This window comes from Pseudomonas sp. CC120222-01a (assembly GCF_003097235.1).
Classification (GTDB): Bacteria; Pseudomonadota; Gammaproteobacteria; order Pseudomonadales; family Pseudomonadaceae; genus Aquipseudomonas.
Window position 1 is genome coordinate 472,374 of record NZ_QEQQ01000001.1, and the last position, 16,433, is coordinate 488,806.

Genomic DNA, 16,433 nt, shown 5'->3' on the forward strand with positions numbered 1-16,433 from the left:
TTACAAGCGAATCAGCGTGGAAACGCTGGCGGGTTCACACCCGACATCTCTTCCATTACGCGAACGACCTGGCAGCTGTAGCCGAATTCGTTGTCGTACCAGACGTACAGGACAACGCGGTTGTCGTTGGCGATGGTCGCCTCGGCATCCACCACACCGGCGTGGCGCGAACCGACGAAGTCGGTCGAAACCACTTCCTGCGAGCTGACGTAGTCGATCTGCTTGTGCAGTTCCGAGTGCATGGCGGTCTGGCGCAGGTACTCGTTGATCTCGTCGCGGGTGGTCGGCTTCTCGAGGTTCAGGTTGAGAATGGCCATCGAAACGTTCGGCGTCGGAACGCGAATGGCGTTGCCGGTCAGCTTGCCCTTCAGCACTGGCAGTGCCTTGGCGGCAGCGGTGGCGGCGCCGGTTTCGGTGATGACCATGTTCAGCGGCGCGGCACGGCCACGGCGGCTGCCCTTGTGGAAGTTGTCGATCAGGTTCTGGTCGTTGGTGAACGAGTGAACGGTTTCGACGTGGCCGTTGACGATGCCGTACTGGTCGTTGATGGCCTTGAGCACCGGCACGATGGCGTTGGTGGTGCACGAAGCTGCCGAGATGATCTTGTCATCGGCAGTGATGTCGCCGTGGTTGATACCGTGCACGATGTTCTTCAGCGCGCCCTTGCCAGGTGCGGTGAGGATCACGCGGGCAGCGCCCGGGCAGGCCAGGTGCTGGCCCAGGCCGTCGGCATCACGCCATACACCGGTGTTGTCGACGATCAGCGCATTGTTGATGCCGTACTGGGTGTAGTCGACTTCGCTCGGGCTCTTGGCATAGATGATCTGGATCAGGTTGCCGTTGGCGGTGAGGGTGTTGTTGGCTTCGTCGATGGTGATGGTGCCATCGAACGGGCCATGCACCGAGTCACGGCGCAGCAGGCTGGCACGCTTGACCAGGTCGTTCTCGGCGCCTTTGCGCACGACGATGGCACGCAGGCGCAGGCCGTCGCCGCCACCGGTCTTCTCGATCAGGATGCGCGCCAGCAGGCGGCCGATGCGGCCGAAGCCGTACAGGACGACGTCGGTACCCTTGCGGGCCGAAGCGTTCTGCTGGCCAACCACGTCGGCCAGCTCTTCACGGACGAACTGCTCGGCAGTACGGCCATTGCCTTCCTGCTTGAACTTGTTGGCCAGCTTGCCCAGGTCGACCGAAGCGGCGCCCAGTTTCAGCTCGCTCATGGCCTTGAGCAGGGGGAATGTCTCGTGTACGGACAGTTCGGTCTCGTCGGTCTGACGGTGACGCGCAAAGCGGTGGGCTTTGAGGATCGAGATAACCGAACGGTTGATCAGGCTGCGGCCATAAATCGAGCTCACCACGTTGTTGTTGCGGTAGAGCTGACCGATAAGCGGGATCATCGCTTCAGCCAGAGCTTCACGATCAATCCACTCACCAAGACACTGGTCGGGCTTCTGAGTCACGGGAACCTTCCACATGTAGGGACAGAAAAAAGGGGCTACATTATGACGCCCCTGCGCGTAACCGGCAATGAGCGCCTGTCGCCGATGGCAAAGCCCGCTGTTCATGGCCTGTGAAGCCTGACAGCAGGCACCGTCACCGGTACAATCGATCTCTTTGCCGCAACGCTTGGAGTGCATTCTCCCGTGTCAGTTCTGCGCCTTCCGCAAATGTCGGCCACGGCCGGCAAACAAACCTGGGGCAACCTGCCCGGGGCCGCCCTCAGCCTGGCCATCGCCGAGGCCGCCAGCAGCGCGGGCCGCTTCACCCTGCTGCTGACCGCCGATAGCCAGGCGGCCGATCGTCTGGAACAGGAACTTCGCTTCTTTGCCCCGGAACTGCCGGTGCTGCCGTTTCCCGATTGGGAAACCCTGCCCTACGACCTGTTCTCGCCGCACCAGGACATCATTTCCCAACGCATCGCCAGCCTCTACCGGCTGCCGGAGCTGAGCCACGGCATTCTTGTCGTGCCGATCACCACCGCCCTGCACCGCCTGGCCCCCACACGCTTCCTGCTGGGCAGCAGCCTGGTGCTGGACGTGGGCCAGACCATCGATGTCGAGCAGATGCGCACGCGCCTGGAAGCCACCGGCTACCGCTGCGTCGACACGGTCTACGAGCATGGCGAGTTCGCCGTGCGTGGCGCATTGATCGACCTGTTCCCGATGGGCAGCAAGCTGCCCTACCGCATCGACCTGTTCGATGACGAGATCGAGACCCTGCGCACCTTCGACCCGGAGACCCAGCGTTCAATCGACAAGGTTGACTCGATTCGCCTGCTGCCGGCACGCGAGTTCCCCATGCAGAAGGAAGAGGTGACCCGCTTCAAGGCGCGTTTCCGCGAGCGCTTCGATGTCGACTTCCGCCGCAGCGCGATCTTCCAGGACCTGGCCAGCGGCATCATCCCTGCCGGTATCGAGTACTACCTGCCGCTGTTCTTCGAAGAAACCTCGACCCTGTTCGACTACCTGCCCGCCGACACCCAGGTGTTCTCGCTGCCAGGCGTCGAGCAGGCGGCCGAGCACTTCTGGAACGACGTGCGCGGGCGCTATGAAGAACGCCGTGGCGACCTGACCCGCCCACTGCTGCCGCCGGCCGAACTGTTCCTGCCCGTGGAAGACTGCTTCGCCCAGCTCAAGCAGTGGCCACGGGTGGTGGTCAGCGCCGACGACATCGAAGCGGGTGCCGGCCGCGAGCGCTTCCCCGCACGCGCCCTGCCCAACCTGGCCATCGAAGCCAAGGCCAACCAGCCGCTCGCAGCGCTGGCAGAATTCCTCGATCAGTTCAGCGGCCGCGTGCTGTTCACCGCCGAATCGGCGGGCCGCCGCGAGGTGCTGCTGGAGCTGCTCGAACGCCTCAAGCTGCGCCCACAGACGGTCGACAGCTGGGCCGATTTCATTACCGGCCGCGAACGCCTGGCGATCACCATCGCCCCGCTCGATGACGGCCTGCTGCTGGAAGACCCGGCCATCGCCCTGGTCGCCGAGAGCCCGCTGTTCGGCCAGCGCGTGATGCAGCGCCGACGCCGCGAAAAACGCGGCGAGGCGGCCAACGACGCGGTCATCAAGAACCTCACCGAGCTGCGCGAAGGCGCACCGGTGGTGCACATCGACCATGGTGTGGGCCGCTACCTGGGCCTGGCCACCCTGGAGATCGACGGCCAGGCCGCCGAATTCCTCACCCTGGAATACGCCGAGGGCGCCAAGCTGTATGTGCCGGTGGCCAACCTGCACCTGATCGCCCGCTATACCGGCAGCGATGACGCCCTGGCGCCGCTGCACCGGCTGGGCTCCGAAGCCTGGCAGAAAGCCAAGCGCAAGGCCGCCGAACAGGTTCGCGACGTGGCGGCCGAGCTGCTCGACATCTACGCCCGCCGCGCCGCGCGCAAGGGCTATGCGTTTGCCGACCCGGCCGCCGACTACGCCACCTTCAGCGCAGGCTTCCCGTTCGAGGAAACCCCCGACCAGCAAGCCGCAATCGAGGCAGTGCGCGTCGACATGCTGGCACCCAAGCCGATGGACCGCCTGGTATGCGGCGACGTCGGCTTCGGCAAGACCGAAGTGGCCATGCGCGCCGCCTTCATCGCCGTGCACAGCGGCCGCCAGGTGGCGGTGCTGGTGCCAACCACCCTGCTCGCCCAGCAGCACTACAACAGCTTCCGCGACCGCTTTGCCGAATGGCCGGTGAAGGTCGAGGTGATGAGCCGCTTCAAGTCCGCCAAGGAAGTGGCCGCTGCGGCCGCCGACCTCGCCGAGGGCAAGATCGACATCCTCATCGGCACCCACAAGCTGCTGCAGGATGACGTGCGCTTCAAGGACCTGGGGCTGGCGATCATCGACGAGGAACACCGTTTCGGCGTGCGCCAGAAGGAGCAGCTCAAGGCCCTGCGCAGCGAAGTGGACATCCTCACCCTGACCGCCACGCCAATCCCGCGCACGCTGAACATGGCGGTGGCGGGCATGCGCGACCTGTCGATCATCGCCACCCCGCCGGCGCGGCGCCTGTCGGTGCGCACCTTCGTCATGGAGCAGAACAAGAGCACGGTCAAGGAAGCGCTGCTGCGTGAGCTGCTGCGCGGTGGCCAGGTGTACTACCTGCACAACGATGTGAAAACCATCGAGAAGTGCGCCGCGGAACTGGCCGAACTGGTCCCGGAAGCGCGTATCGGCATCGGCCACGGGCAGATGCGCGAGCGCGAACTGGAACAGGTGATGAGCGACTTCTACCACAAGCGCTTCAACGTGCTGATCGCCTCGACCATCATCGAGACCGGCATCGACGTGCCCAGCGCCAACACCATCGTCATCGAGCGCGCCGACAAGTTCGGCCTGGCCCAGCTGCACCAGCTGCGCGGCCGGGTTGGCCGCAGCCACCACCAGGCCTACGCCTACCTGCTGACGCCGCAGCGGCAGAAGATCAGCGCCGACGCCGAAAAGCGCCTGGAGGCCATCGCCAACACCCAGGACCTCGGGGCCGGCTTCGTGCTGGCCACCAACGACCTGGAAATCCGCGGTGCCGGTGAGCTGCTTGGGGAAGGCCAGAGCGGGCAGATCCAGGCGGTGGGCTTCACCCTGTACATGGAAATGCTCGAACGCGCGGTCAAGGCCATCCGCAAGGGCACCCAGCCCAACCTCGAGCAGCCGCTCGGTGGCGGCCCGGAGATCAATCTGCGCCTGCCGGCGCTGATCCCCGAGGACTACCTGCCCGACGTGCATGCGCGCCTGATCCTGTACAAGCGCATCGCCTCGGCGGCCGACGAAGAAGGCCTCAAGGACCTGCAAGTGGAGATGATCGACCGCTTCGGCCTGCTGCCCGAGCCGACCAAGAACCTGATGCGCCTGACCCAGCTCAAGCTGCAGGCGGAAACCCTCGGCATCAAGAAGGTCGACGCCGGCCCCAACGGCGGCAAGCTCGAATTCGAGGCCGAGACCCCGGTCGATCCGCTGACCCTGATCAAGCTGATCCAGGGCCAGCCCAAACGTTACAAGTTCGAAGGCGCGACGCAGTTCCGCTTCCTGGTACCGATGGAACGCCCCGAAGAACGCTTCAATACCCTGGAGGCGCTGTTCGAGCGCCTGACCCCACAGCCTGCCTAAGGAAGATCCATGCGTGCCATCCGTTGCCTGACCCTGCTGCTCGCGCTATTCGCGCCAGCCGCCTTTGCCGAAGGGATGTATCAGGTGGAAATGATCCTGGTGCGGCAGAACAGCGTGCCCGCCTTCACCAGCCCGTTCGCCCCGGAAGACTGGAGCGCGGGCGCCCCGCGCCTGGACAAGGGTGCCGAACGCCCGCTGGCGCTGCAGGACGAGGCCACCCGGCTGCAGGCCACCGCCGACTACACCGTATTGCTGCACAAGGCCTGGCAACAGCCGGTCAGCAGCGACACCAGCCGCATCGCCCTGGGCGACGGTGCCGAGCAGTTCGGCCACTTCCCCATCGAAGGCAACCTGAGCATCACCTCCGGCCGCTTCATCGGCGTAGAGGCCAACTTCTGGGTCAACCAGCTCGACAGCAACGGTAACGTGCTGCAAAGCGAGCAGTTCAAGCAGAGCAACAGCAACATGAAAGGCGGCCAGCTGACCTTCCTTGATGGCGGCCACCTGGCCCTGCTGCTAAAGGTCACGCCACCGGGCACGCCGAAGATGCCAGTGATGGACCCGGAGATGATGGAGCAGTAAGCCGATGAAGCATGATGCCTTGGCGTTGCTGAACGAGTATCCGAACTGGACCCAATCGTTCAGCCAGGCAACCCTCAAGCGTGCCGAACGGTACGCCGAAGAAGGCAAGGTCGAGGTCGAAACCTGCTCGGGGGCGATCATCGAGGCCAACTGCAAGGGGAGCGAAGGCAACCATTATCGGCAAACCATCACTGTCAGTGCCGTTAACGGCCGCTGCCACGTGCGCGGCCAGTGCAGCTGCCCGGTGGGGCACAACTGCAAACACTGCGCAGCCGCGCTCTTTTTACTGAGTGATCCGTACTCCACACCTGTGCAAAGCCAGGGCACATTGCCCGCTGAACTGCAGCGCTGGCTGACCGACCTGGAACAGGCTCCACCTAGAACCGCCGACTCGCAAGACAAACGCGGCCGCATGGTGTGCTATCAGCTCCAGCTGACCGAGGGTGCAGGTTGCGCCTTGCAGGTGCGCAAGGGCACGCGCACCGAAGATGGCATCCGCTACAGCCGCGTCCAATCTCTTTACGAATTCCTGTACGAACCGCCGCGTTTCGTCACGGATGAGGACATCCGCATCCTGCGTTTATTGTCCGCACTCAATCAGGGCGGCTACCAGGACCGTGGCTATCCGCTCAAAGGCCAGGAAGGGGGTGAGTTGTTCCAGCGCGCCCTGGAAACCGGCCGGATGTTTTTTGACGTCGATTTGCCGCTACTTCAGGAAGGCGCTGCACGCCCTGCCGAGTTTCGATGGGTGCGCCTGGACAATGGCAACTACCGAGGCGTCTGGTTCTGCGGCGAAGAACGGTTGCTCTGCGTCATACCGTTGCTACCGCTTTACTATTTCGATGTCATGACCCGGGAAGTCGGCAAAGTCGAGCACACCCTGGACCCGCACATCGCCATGCAGCTGACGATCGCGCCCGATGTGCCGGAACACCTCGTGGTGCCCCTCAGCCACAAGCTAAAAGCCCTGAATCACCGGGTCCCCACGCCCACGACCGTAGACGTGCAATTGATCGACGATATCCACCCCAAGCCTCATCTGACCCTCGGCAGCCTCGAATTCAGTGCCTACATGCCCAAGACCGGGCGCATGCAACGGCAGATGCAGCACCGCGCCGCACTGGCGTTCGACTACGACGGCCTGCGCGCAAGCGGCAGCGACGACAAGCCTTTGACCCGCCTGGTCGATGCCACCAGCCAGCGCATCCGCCGCCAGCCCCAGGCCGAGCAGGCACTGCGCAAGGTGCTGCGCGACCTTGGTTTCAAGCCCGCCACCCGGCAGAGCAAGGCCCTGCCCGACAGCGCTGGCGAGATGCTCCAGCTGTCCGACGACGAGGCCTGGCTGCGCTTCGCCCGCGACGGCCTGCCACGCTTGCGCGAGGCTGGCTGGGACATCGACATCCACCGCGACTTCGCCTTCAACCTGCAGGAGGTGGACGACTGGTACGCCAGTATCGACGAAGCGCCAGGGCATGAATGGTTCGATCTGGAGCTGGGCATCGTGGTAGAAGGCCAGCGCCACAGCCTGCTGCCGATTGTGCTGCAACTGCTGCGCAGCAACCCCGAACTGCTGCGCCCCAGCGAGCTGGCGCGGCGTAGCGACGACGAGCACTTGCTGATCGACCTCAACCGCGGCCGCCTGGACAGCCCGGCGCTTCGCGTCGCCCTGCCCTATGGCCGCATCAAGGCAGTGATGGGCACCCTCGGCGAGCTGTACCTGCACGAGGATGTGGTCGGCCCGACCCTGCGCATGGACCGCGCCGACGCCGCACGCCTGAACGACATCGAGCACCTGCCGCTGCACTGGGAGGGCGGCGCCCATGTGCGCGACCTCGGCCGGCGCCTGCGCGATGCCCGCGACCTGCAGGTCGAAGTGCCGAGCGGGCTCAACGCCACCTTGCGGCCCTACCAGCAGCAGGGCCTGAACTGGCTGCAGGCGCTGCGCGAAATGGGCACCGGCGGCATCCTCGGTGACGACATGGGCCTGGGCAAGACCCTGCAGGCCCTGGCCCACCTGCTGCTGGAAAAACAGTCCGGGCGCCTGACCGCTCCGGCACTGGCGGTGATGCCCACCAGCCTGGTGCCCAACTGGCTCGACGAAGCCCAACGCTTCGCCCCAGACCTGCGCGTTCTGGCCCTGCACGGTCCGGGTCGCAGCAAGCACTTCGCCAAGCTGCACGAATACGACCTGGTGCTCAGCACCTACGCCCTGGTGCCGCGCGACCTGGAACACCTGCGAGCGCAAGCCTGGCATGTGCTGGTACTGGACGAGGCGCAGAACATCAAGAGCAGCACCAGCAAGGCCGCCCTCGCCGTCTGCGAGCTGCAGGCCAACCAGCGCCTGTGCCTGACCGGCACGCCAATGGAAAACAACCTGGGCGAACTGTGGTCGATCTTCCACTTCCTCATGCCCGGTTGGCTGGGCGACGTGAAGCGCTTCAACCAGGATTACCGCACCCCGATCGAGCGCCATGGCGACGCCGAACGCCTGGCCCACCTGGTCAGCCGGGTGCGCCCGTTCCTGCTGCGCCGCACCAAGGAACAGGTGGCCACCGAGCTGCCGGCCAAGACCGAAATGGTCCACTGGGTCGAGCTCAGCGACGCCCAGCGCGACACCTACGAAGCGGTGCGCGTGGCCATGGACAAGAAAGTCCGCGACGAAATCGCCCGCAATGGTGCGTCGCGTAGCCAGATCGTGATCCTCGACGCCCTGCTCAAGTTGCGCCAGGTGTGCTGCGACCTGCGCCTGGTCAAAGGGGTCGAGACCAAGGGCAACCAGGCCGACAAGGGCAAGCTGGGCGCGCTGCTGGAGATGCTCGAAGAGCTGCTCAGTGAAGGGCGCCGGGTCCTGCTGTTCTCGCAGTTCACCTCGATGCTGGCACTGATCGAGCAGGAGCTGGAAAAGCGCAAGATCCGCTACAGCCTGCTCACCGGCGACACCCGCGACCGGCGCACGCCGGTGCAACAGTTCCAGCAGGGGGACAGCGAAGTGTTCCTGATCAGCCTCAAGGCTGGGGGCGTGGGGCTGAACCTCACCGCTGCGGACACCGTGATCCACTTCGATCCGTGGTGGAACCCGGCCAGCGAGAACCAGGCGACCGACCGCGCCTACCGGATTGGCCAGGACAAGCCGGTATTCGTGTTCAAGCTGATTACCCGGGGGACGGTGGAAGAGAAGATCCAGGCGCTGCAGCAGGAGAAGGCCGCGCTGGCGGCGAGCCTGCTCGACGGTGGGCAGGCGGGGCAGTGGCGGCTGGGGGATGATGAGATTGAGGCGCTGTTTGCCCCCTTGCCTGGCAAGCGGGGGCGCTAAGCCCGGTTTTTCCTGTACTGGCCTCTTCGCGGGCACGCCCGCTCCCACAGGAATTGCGCTGCTCTCAAGGCCGACGCCACCTCTGTGGGAGCGGGCTTGCCCGCGAAGGGGCCGACGAAGTCAATCGACCAGTTGTGCGTCTTTCAAGGCCCCCAGGGCCTCCAGCCAGCGAGGCTGCTGGCGATAATCGGTACGCGCAAATCCACGCCCGCGCATCTGCGCAATCCGCGGCGACGGCTTGACCTTCAAGCGCTGCGCCGCAGTCAGCGCCAGCTCCGCCGCCGCCCGGTCGTTGCACACCAGGCCCATGTCGCAACCGGCGCTCAGCGCCGCCTCGATGCGATTGGCGGCATCACCGACCACATGCGCACCGGCCATGGACAGGTCGTCACTGAATATCACCCCGTCAAAGCCCAGCTCGCCGCGCAGGATGTCCTGCAGCCAGCGCCGCGAGAACCCGGCTGGCTGGTTGTCGACCTGCGGATAGATCACATGCGCAGGCATCACCGCTGCCAGCTGCCCGCTGAGACGGGAGAACGGCACCAGGTCCGCCTGGCGCAACTGTTCGAGGCTGCGCTCGTCGGTAGGAATCGCCACATGCGAATCCGCCTCCGCCCAGCCATGCCCCGGGAAGTGCTTGCCGCAGGCCGCCATGCCCGCTGCATTCATGCCACGAATAAACGCGCCGGCCAGCTGTGTGGCACGCTCCGGGTTACCTTCGAAGGCACGGCTGCCAACCACCGCGCTGCGCTGGTGATCGAGGTCGAGCACCGGCGCGAAGCTGAGGTCCAGGCCGACAGCCAGCACCTCGGTCGCCATCAGCCAGCCACACTGCTCGGCCAGGTACTCGGCATTGGCATTGTCGGCGATGGCACGCATCGCTGGCAGGCGCACGAAGCCCTGACGCAGGCGTTGGACTCGCCCGCCCTCCTGGTCGACCGCCAGGATCAGATCGGGACGGATGGCGCGGATCGAGGCGCACAGCTCGCGCACCTGGCGCGGGCTGTCGATGTTGCGGGCAAAGATGATCAGGCCGGCCACTTGCGGCTGGAGCAGGAGCTGGCGATCTTCGGCAGTCAGCCATTTACCGGCGATATCCACCATCAGGGAGCCTTGCAGGCTGGCGGTCATAGGCAATCCTTCATTGCAGATTCAGTGAAGCCCACTGGGGGCAGGCGGCCTCGTCGATGCGCACCGGGCAATGTGCCGGAACGCGCTCGAACAGGCCAAGCAGATCGGTGTTGCGCAAACGTATGCAGCCATGGGACAGCGGCACGCCCAAGGGTTCCGTGTCTGGCGTGCCGTGCAGATAGATGTAGCGGCGAAAGGTGTCGACACTGCCCAGGCGGTTGATGCCCGGCTCGCAGCCGCTGAGCCAGAGAATGCGGGTCAGGATCCAGTCACGCCCGGGATACTGCGCATGCAATGCCGGCGACCAGACCTCCCCGGTCCAGCGCCGGCCTTGCAGCACGGCATTGACTGGCAAGCCTGCGCCGATCATTGCACGCACCTGGTGCAACCCGCGTGGCGTGCAGCCCGAGCCATTGCGCTCGCCTGCGCCATTGCGTGCGGTGGAGACTGCGAGGCGCACGCGCAGCTGGCCCTGGGCAAAGCCGTAGAGGCACTGGTCGGCGAGGGAGATGTGCAGGAAATCGAGGTCGGGCATGGGCGCTAGCTTAGCCGAAGCGCCCTGCCCCGCCCAGCCTTCAGGCCTTGGCGGTGGTGCTGCCGCTCTTGCTGCGCGGGCGCAATTGGGCGCTGGCCATGGCGTTGTCGGTGACGCCGCTGTCGGCACGCATGCCGGCGGCCAGGAACGGCACCATCAGGCGCATGACCTGCTCGATCGACGTGTTGATGCCGAAATCGGTCTCGGCAATGGCGCGCAACGCCTTGATCCCCGACATGCTGAACGCCGCAGCACCGAGCATGAAGTGCACGCGCCAGAACAGCTCCAGCGGCGGAATGCGCGGCGCGGCTTCGTTGACCAGCAGCATGTAGCGGCGGAACACCTTGCCGTACATGTCCTCGAGGTAGCGCCGCAGGTGGCCCTGGCTCTGACTGAAGGCCAGGCCCAACAGGCGCATGAAGATCGACAGGTCGTTGTTGCTGCGTGGCTGCACGACCAGCGCCTGCTCCACCAGCATTTCCAGCAGCTCTTCGAGGCTGGGCTTCTGCTCGGGCTTGGCCTGACGCCGCTCCAGTTCGCGTTCGAGGCTGGCACAGAATGGCCCGAGGAAACGCGAGAATACCGCCTGGATCAGGGCCTTTTTCGAGCCGAAATGATAGTTGACCGCTGCGAGGTTGACCCCGGCCTTGCTGGTAATCAGCCGCAATGAGGTTTCCGCGAAGCCTCGTTCCGCGAACAGCTGCTCGGCAGCATCGAGGATGCGTTCAACGGTTTCAGATTGGGCCATCACTACTCCGCCAGACAGAGACAAACAGGTGTTTGAAACATACGTTTCAGCCCTGCTTATGTCAAGGCTCGGTGACCGGGCGGTCGCCATTTAAAAGCGCCAGACTGCAGGCTGCAAGCGTCATCCTGCGTATTTCCCGTTGCTTTGTGCTTGCAGCGCATCCAGCACTGTATATAATTCCAGTCACTGTATAAAAAGACAGAGCGCCTGCCATGTTGAAACTGACGCCACGCCAAGCCGAGATCCTGGCCTTTATCAAACGCTGCCTCGAAGACAACGGCTTCCCACCGACGCGTGCGGAAATCGCTCAGGAGCTGGGCTTCAAGTCGCCGAACGCTGCCGAGGAGCACCTCAAGGCCCTTGCCCGCAAAGGCGCGATCGAAATGACCCCGGGCGCTTCCCGTGGCATCCGTATTCCGGGCTTTGAAGCCAAGGCCGAAGAGAACGGCTTGCCGATCATTGGCCGAGTCGCCGCTGGCGCCCCTATCCTCGCCGAGCAGCACATCGAGCAATCCTGCAACATCAACCCGACCTTCTTCCACCCCCCTGCCGACTATTTGTTGCGCGTGCACGGCATGAGCATGAAGGACGTCGGCATCTTCGACGGCGATCTACTGGCAGTACACACCTGCCGCGAGGCCCGTAACGGCCAGATCGTCGTCGCCCGCATCGGTGATGAAGTGACCGTCAAGCGCTTCAAGCGCGAAGGCAGCAAGGTCTGGCTGATCGCCGAAAACCCCGAGTTCACCCCCATCGAAGTCGACCTGAAAGAACAGGAACTGGTGATCGAGGGCTTGAGTGTCGGCGTCATTCGCCGCTGATCCAGGAGGCGTCATGCAGCAGTCGATCCAAGCACATCAGCAGGTCCAGCTTCCGCTGTTCGAAGCGTTCCTCGCCCAGCCGGTACTGCCAGGCCTGAAGGCCAGCGAGCAGGCACGCAAGAGCAGCCATCCGGAGCTGTTCAGCGAGCTCTCCCTGCGTGGCGCCCCCGAACACTGCCAGAGCCTGTTGGCGCCGGTGTTGCGTGAACTGAGCGAAGAGGAAGAAGCGCGCTGGCTGACACTGATCGCCCCGCCCGCCAGCCTGACCCAGGCCTGGCTGCGCGATGCCGGGCTTAACCGCGAACGGATCCTGCTGCTGCACCCCCGCGGCAATCAGAGCGCGCTGCAACTGGCCTGCGAAGCGCTGCGCCTGGGCCGCAGCCACACGGTCGTCAGCTGGCTTGGCAGCGTCAACGCCAACGCTCGCCAACAACTGCTACGCGCAGCCAGCGCCGGAAACGCACAAAGCCTGAACATCCGCCTCGGCTGATGTTCAGGCTTTGCCTGTGAAGCAGTACAAGCAGATGCTTTAGTGCAGCACGCGCGGCCCTTCGTCGCGCTCCAGCTCACCATCCATCAGGCGACCTGCCATCTGCACGCCAACGCTCAGCATGGCCTTGGCAACCTCTACATGTTGGCCCTGCAGGAACGCCTTGGCGTCTTCCGAGAAATCCAGGGTTACCAGGGAGCCTTCATCCTCGGCGCGACGCAGCTCGATACGGCCATCAGGCAACTCGACAATTTCCAGAAACGACGTAGACATATAGGGCAGTTCTCCACGAAAGGCCGTTAGTGTACCAGCCGTTGCGGCTATCAGCACTCACTCAACGCGTCGCGGAAACGTCTCACCAAGCCTTTAAGGTTATTGCGCCAGCTTTCCAACTCTTCCCGCGAAAGCGCTGGGTGCTCGGGCTCATCGAGATTGACGGCCTGAATCAGCGGTTGGGTGACGTCAGTTTTGGGTGCTTTTTTCGCGACCGGTGGTCGGAACAAATCGGCATAAGCACTGAGCAGTTGCGCCAACCAGGTTTCGCGCTGACGAACCAGCTCAAGCATCTCCGCAACCTCAGGAATGGCAATGTTGTTCAGCGCGTCGTCGGCGAGCGCTTGCTCGACCGAAGCCACCACGGGCAGGCGGTAGAAACCACCGATTTCATGACACAGCCCCAGCAGTGCGCCGTACAGGTGGAACAGCGCCGACTCACGCTCGGCCTGGACCAGGCCTTGGGCGTTCATGGCCTGGCTCTGCTCGGCCTTGGCCATCGACTCCAGGGCGAGGCCTGCGAAGAACAGTTTCTGGTTGGTGCGGGTATAGAGTTCCTGGGCCATTTCAGTGCCCTCCGTAAGGCTGCGAGGCGGATAGCTGCATCATAAATGATTGGGGCCGCTTTGCGGCCCTTCGCGGCGGTTCGGCGTCCCGACAAGCCCGCTCCCACAGGAGAACGCGATCTCTTGTGGGAGCGGGCTTGTCGGGACGCCGAACCGCCGCGAAGGGCTGCAAAGCAGCCCCAATTACAGCACTGAAGGATCAGCGCTTGTCTTCGACTTTCCAGCTACCACCGTCGTAGAACGCCTTCCAGCCGGTCGGCTTGCCATCGACCTCGGACTGCACATACTGCTCCTTGGTCTTGCGGCTGTAACGAATCACCGCCGGGCGACCTTCCGGGTCCTTCTGCGGCGCGTCGCACAGGAAGTGGTACTTCGGATCGATCTCGTGCTTGTGCGGCACGATCTCCAACACCAGTGGCGCACGGGTCTCGCGGTTTTTCGGGAACTGGCTGGCAGCCAGGAACAGCCCCGAAGCGCCGTCACGCAGCACATAGGTATCGTCGACTTTCTCGCACTTGAGCTCCGGCATTTCCACCTTGTCCATCTTCGGTGGTGCTGCCTCACCGCTCTTGAGCAGTTTGCGGGTGTTCTTGCACGCCGGGTTGGTGCAACCGAAGAACTTGCCGAAACGGCCCGTCTTGAGCTGCATCTCGCTACCGCACTTGTCGCACTCCAGGCTCGGCCCTTCGTAGCCCTTGATGCGGTAGCTGCCCTCTTCGATCTCGTAGCCAGCGCAATCCGGGTTGTTACCGCAGATGTGCAGCTTGTGCTTCTCGTCCAGCAGGTAGGCATCCATCGCCGTGGCACAGATCGGGCAGCGGTGCTTGCCCAGCAGCACACGCGATTCCGATTCACCCTCGTCATCCGCGGCAATCTCGTCGCCCGGCACCAGGTTCACGGTGGCCTTGCAGCGCTCTTTCGGCGGCAGGCTGTAACCCGAGCAACCGAGGAACACGCCAGTGGAAGCGGTGCGGATCATCATCGGCCGGCCACATTCCTTACACGGAATGTTGGTCATGGTCGGCTGGTTGGCACGCATGCCACCTTCGGCAGACTCGGCGGTCAGCAGTTTCTTGCTGAAGTCGCCGTAGAACTCGTCGAGCACGTTCTTCCAGTCACGCTCGCCCTGGGCCACGTCATCGAGGTTCTCTTCCATGCCGGCGGTGAAGCCGTAGTCCATCAGGTTGGAGAAGCTTTCCGACAGGCGCTCGGTGACGATATCGCCCATTTTCTCGGAGTAGAAACGGCGGTTGTGCAGGGTGACGTAACCGCGGTCCTGGATGGTGGAAATGATCGCCGCGTAGGTCGACGGGCGGCCAATACCGCGCTTTTCCATTTCCTTGACCAGGCTGGCTTCAGTGAAGCGCGCTGGCGGCTTGGTGAAGTGCTGGCTCGGGTCGAGCTGAATCAGCTTGAGCGCTTCGCCTTGGGCCATTTCTGGCAGCACGTCATCTTCGCCCGGCTTGCTCTGCTGTGGCAGCACACGGGTGTAACCGTCGAACTTCAAGATACGGCCCTTGGCACGCAGTTCGAAATCGCCAGCAGCCACGGTGACACTGGTGGACAGGTATTGCGCCGGCGGCATCTGGCAGGCCAGGAATTGGCGCCAGATCAGCTCGTACAGGCGCTCTGCGTCCCGCTCCATGCCGCTGAGCTTGGTCGGATGGGTGTTGACGTCGGAAGGGCGAATCGCCTCGTGCGCCTCTTGGGCGCCTTCCTTGCTGCCATACACCAGCGGGGCTTCCGGCAGGTACTGCTTGCCGAACTCGCGCTCGATGTAGCTGCGTGCCATGTCCAGGGCGTCGGCCGACAGGTTGGTCGAGTCGGTACGCATGTAGGTGATGTAACCCGCTTCGTACAGACGCTGGGCCATCATCATGGTCTTCTTCACCCCGAAGCCCAAGCGGTTGCTCGCGGCCTGCTGCAGGGTGGAGGTGATGAACGGGGCCGACGGCTTGCTGCTGGTCGGGCGGTCTTCGCGCTTGATCACGCTGTAGCTGGAAGCCTTGAGCTTCTCCAGCGCGGCCATGGCCGTGGCTTCGTTCAGCGGCTTGAAGGCTTCGCCCTTCTCGCGCGCCACTTCGAAGCGCACCTTGGCGTTCTTGGCGGTGCCGAGGTCGGCGTGCACTTCCCAGTACTCTTCCGGGACGAAGGCACGGATCTCGCGCTCACGTTCGACCACCAGCTTCACCGCCACCGACTGCACACGGCCGGCAGACAGGCCACGGGCGATCTTGGCCCACAGCAGCGGCGAGACCATGTAGCCCACCACGCGGTCGAGGAAGCGCCGCGCCTGCTGGGCGTTGACCCGGTCGATGTCCAGCTCGCCAGGCTGCGAGAACGCTTCCTGGATCGCCTTCTTGGTAATTTCGTTGAACACCACGCGCTTGTAGCGGGTGTCGTCACCCCCGATGGCTTCGCGCAGGTGCCAGGCAATGGCTTCCCCTTCGCGGTCCAAGTCGGTTGCGAGATAGATGGTGTCGGCATCCTTGGCCAGGCGGCGCAGCTCTTCGATCACCTTTTCCTTGCCGGGAAGGATCTCGTACTTGGCTTTCCAGCCGTGCTCGGGGTCGACACCCATGCGCGTCACCAGTTGGCGACGGGCCTTCTCTTTCGGCGACAGCGCCGGAGCCTCACCCGCAGCAGCCTTGCCACGCTTGGCGGCCGGCTCTTTGCTTGCGCTGGCCGAACCGCTGGTGGGGAGGTCTCGGATATGGCCGATACTCGACTTCACCACGTACTGGTTGCCCAGATACTTGTTGATGGTCTTGGCCTTGGCCGGGGATTCCACAATGACCAGCGATTTGCCCATGGATCGGAGTATTCCTGAATCTGAAGATGAAAAACGCGTCAGGTGCCGGACGCGGCACCGCTATATATA

General features: G+C 64.0%; 12 protein-coding genes. 5 read left to right on the top strand and 7 right to left on the bottom strand.

Annotated features, from left to right (window positions below; translation table 11 throughout):
• Nucleotides 1-11: 11 nt before the first annotated feature.
• Complete coding sequence (locus tag N430_RS02375; RefSeq protein WP_103449827.1) at nt 12-1,475, bottom strand: glyceraldehyde-3-phosphate dehydrogenase; 1,464 nt, start codon at nt 1,473-1,475, stop codon at nt 12-14.
• Nucleotides 1,476-1,643: 168 nt separating this feature from the next.
• Here N430_RS02375 and mfd point away from each other — a divergent pair, with 168 nt between their 5' ends.
• Genes mfd through N430_RS02390 form a run of 3 tightly spaced genes read left to right on the top strand, consistent with a single transcriptional unit; the run spans nt 1,644 to nt 8,988 of the window.
• Complete coding sequence (mfd, locus tag N430_RS02380; RefSeq protein ID WP_110631293.1) at nt 1,644-5,093, top strand: transcription-repair coupling factor; 3,450 nt, start codon at nt 1,644-1,646, stop codon at nt 5,091-5,093.
• 9 nt (nt 5,094-5,102) lie between these two features.
• Nucleotides 5,103-5,675, top strand: coding sequence for a CsiV family protein (locus N430_RS02385; RefSeq protein WP_110631290.1), 573 nt, complete (start codon nt 5,103-5,105; stop codon nt 5,673-5,675).
• Nucleotides 5,676-5,679: 4 nt separating this feature from the next.
• On the top strand, nt 5,680-8,988 hold the full coding sequence (locus N430_RS02390; RefSeq protein WP_110631287.1) for a DEAD/DEAH box helicase: 3,309 nt from the start codon (nt 5,680-5,682) through the stop codon (nt 8,986-8,988).
• Between the two features lie 120 nt (nt 8,989-9,108).
• On the opposite strand, the gene nagZ is transcribed toward N430_RS02390, so the two are convergent.
• From nagZ to N430_RS02410, 3 genes are read right to left on the bottom strand one after another with little or no spacing between them, the layout of a single operon-like run.
• Nucleotides 9,109-10,107 carry a beta-N-acetylhexosaminidase gene (gene nagZ / locus N430_RS02400; protein WP_178083366.1) on the bottom strand — a complete coding sequence of 333 codons (999 nt, stop codon included), beginning with the start codon at nt 10,105-10,107 and terminating at the stop codon, nt 9,109-9,111.
• A 22-nt stretch (nt 10,108-10,129) separates the two neighbouring features.
• On the bottom strand, nt 10,130-10,654 hold the full coding sequence (locus tag N430_RS02405; protein ID WP_110631281.1) for a L,D-transpeptidase: 525 nt from the start codon (nt 10,652-10,654) through the stop codon (nt 10,130-10,132).
• A gap of 40 nt (nt 10,655-10,694) precedes the next feature.
• Entirely contained in the window at nt 10,695-11,402 is a 708-nt protein-coding gene (locus tag N430_RS02410) for a TetR/AcrR family transcriptional regulator (RefSeq protein ID WP_110631278.1), read from the bottom strand.
• 212 nt (nt 11,403-11,614) lie between these two features.
• On the opposite strand from N430_RS02410, the gene lexA reads away from it, so the two are divergent.
• Both lexA and sulA read left to right on the top strand, forming a co-directional pair.
• On the top strand, nt 11,615-12,223 hold the full coding sequence (gene lexA / locus N430_RS02415) for a transcriptional repressor LexA (RefSeq protein WP_110631275.1): 609 nt from the start codon (nt 11,615-11,617) through the stop codon (nt 12,221-12,223).
• 13 nt (nt 12,224-12,236) lie between these two features.
• On the top strand, nt 12,237-12,713 hold the full coding sequence (gene sulA, locus N430_RS02420; protein ID WP_110631272.1) for an SOS-induced cell division inhibitor SulA: 477 nt from the start codon (nt 12,237-12,239) through the stop codon (nt 12,711-12,713).
• A gap of 39 nt (nt 12,714-12,752) precedes the next feature.
• Here the strand turns inward: sulA and N430_RS02425 are convergent, their stop codons facing one another.
• The 3 genes from N430_RS02425 to topA all read right to left on the bottom strand — a co-directional run bounded on the left by N430_RS02425 (nt 12,753) and on the right by topA (nt 16,364).
• Nucleotides 12,753-12,986: a hypothetical protein gene (locus N430_RS02425; RefSeq protein WP_004376430.1), complete on the bottom strand. Its 234-nt coding sequence runs from the start codon at nt 12,984-12,986 to the stop codon at nt 12,753-12,755.
• 50 nt (nt 12,987-13,036) lie between these two features.
• Nucleotides 13,037-13,552, bottom strand: a complete 516-nt coding sequence (locus N430_RS02430; protein ID WP_110631269.1) for a DUF6586 family protein — start codon at nt 13,550-13,552, stop codon at nt 13,037-13,039.
• A 199-nt stretch (nt 13,553-13,751) separates the two neighbouring features.
• On the bottom strand, nt 13,752-16,364 hold the full coding sequence (gene topA, locus N430_RS02435; RefSeq protein ID WP_110631266.1) for a type I DNA topoisomerase: 2,613 nt from the start codon (nt 16,362-16,364) through the stop codon (nt 13,752-13,754).
• Nucleotides 16,365-16,433: the final 69 nt, after the last annotated feature.